We start from the raw sequence: 2,019 nt of genomic DNA on the forward strand, positions 1-2,019 counted from the left end.
ATGCTTCTTTTATTTTTTTGATACTTCTTTCTGTTTCTTTTTTGGAACCTTTTTTAGAACTTGTCTTATCAGATGAACATGACACGTCTGCCAGCTTGATCCAATAAAGGATTCTCTTACTGCTTTTTGTATTCCTTTATGGCCATCAGAAACAACTAACTTGACGCCTCTTAACCCTCTTTCTTTAAGATCTTCGAATAGATCTTCCCAGAATAGAGAGTCTTCACTGTCTGCCAATCTTACTCCAAGAATCCACGTAAACCGTCATCTCTGATTCCAGCAACTACAAAAAGAGCTTTATTTTCATAATGGAGTCCATCTCTTATTTTAAGATAAGTCGCATCAACAAAAAGGTAAGGAATTTCATGTTCTATTGGCTTTGAGAGAAATTCTTCAACTTTCTCATCAAGGTCTTTAGTAATTCTGGAAACAGAAGAGGTCGAGATTCCCTCTACTCCTAAAGCAGTCATGACCTTTTCCACCCGTCGGGTGGAAACACCTTGAAGGTAAGATTCCGCTACAGTAGCTAATATAGACTTTTCAACCCTGGAATATTTTTCAAATACCTGAGTTTCAAAAGGGAATTCACGGAACTGAGGCTTTAATAATTCAAGTTCTCCATATTTGGTAAGGAGAGTGTGGGGTTTGTAGCCGTTTCTACTGGCTTTTCGTGAATCAGTACGCTCATAACGTTGTGCATAAGATTGGAAGAGGGCTTCCTCCTCCATGACAAGATTTAAAAACCAGGTAATTAACTGGCGAATTCCATCTTCCTGATCGACTAGATAATCTTTTATGAATGAGAATACATTAATCATTGACTCTACATCCTATTTTTTGTGATGAAGAAAAGGGATATAGAGTCAATCATATTTTACAGAACTTTCGCTACACTGCCCATTAACAGCAGAAACATGGATTGCAGATTTCCCTTCAGTTCTTTTTGAAAAAGTAGATTTGAAAACCATTAAAAAACGTGAAGTAGGTAAAAGAGGAAGACCTCTGAAAAATGAGAAATTAAAGACATATTATAAGATTGATGGGACTATAAAGGTTAATGATGCTTTTGTTTTAAAAGAAATGGAAAAAATGGGACTTTTCATTCTTGTAAGTAATGATATCAGTCTTTCTCCTGAAGAGATGCTGAAGTATTACAAAGGACAGGATAGAGTAGAAAAAGGATTTCGATTTTTGAAAAGTGATACCTTTAGCGTATCGAAGGGTACCTCAAGAATAAATCAAGAATTGAAGCATTAACAATGATAATGGTTCTATGCTTAATGATTTATTCTATTGCAGAATGGAAATTAAGGACAAAATTAGAAGAAAAAAATGAAACAGTTCCGGATCAGAAAGGAAAACCAACAAAAAGACCAACAATGAGATGGATATTTTTCAAGTTTCAGGGAATTACAGAACTTATAACGCAGAAAAAGGGGAAAACAAAGTCAGAAATACTGAATATGGAAGAAATTCACTGGAAAATATTGAGTATCATGGGAGAGGAATATGAAAATATATATATCTAGTTGCGTTAACCTGTCGAATATAGGATTTTTGGATAGGGCAATGTTTAAAAAATGGTTGTGTATTGCCATTGCACTGACGTACAAAAAATTCGAGATACCTGTATTCCAGCAATAGAACTCTTTTTCAGCAACTATTATTAGGTATTTTAAGTCATTTTTGTAGGTGAACTCATGGTACAAAACCGTTGGAAAAAATTACACAGTGGGCTTTTCTTAAAGCCCTTTCTTGTGTAGGTAGGTATTCGGGATAAATCTCATTATCAAGATATAAATTTAGTGATAAGAATCTTCTATAAACTTTATTCCCGCATACTGAATCATCTTTTTATACTGCCTTTCTGGTGAAGTCAAGATATAAATTCAATGATCAGAATCTTCTATAAACTTTATTCCTGCATACTGAAAGTAATTGTCGGCCAGCCTGCAAAAGTCAGGGTATCCGTGACTCTCTGCGCTCTCATAGTAATAAATATTATCAAAAATTATTTAT

The 2,019-nt window shown here is 34.5% G+C and carries 2 pseudogenes; one reads left to right on the forward strand and one right to left on the reverse strand.

The features are described 5' to 3' along the window. Window positions 1-12: 12 nt before the first annotated feature. Window positions 13-867, reverse strand: a pseudogene (locus A9239_RS05315) (IS256 family transposase); the annotation flags it as partial. A gap of 39 nt (window positions 868-906) precedes the next feature. Here A9239_RS05315 and A9239_RS05320 point away from each other — a divergent pair. Beyond that, window positions 907-1,529, forward strand: a pseudogene (locus A9239_RS05320) (IS1634 family transposase); the annotation flags it as partial. Window positions 1,530-2,019: the final 490 nt, after the last annotated feature.

The organism is Methanosarcina sp. A14 (genome assembly GCF_001729375.1).
In the GTDB taxonomy this organism is placed as follows: domain Archaea; phylum Halobacteriota; class Methanosarcinia; order Methanosarcinales; family Methanosarcinaceae; genus Methanosarcina; species Methanosarcina barkeri.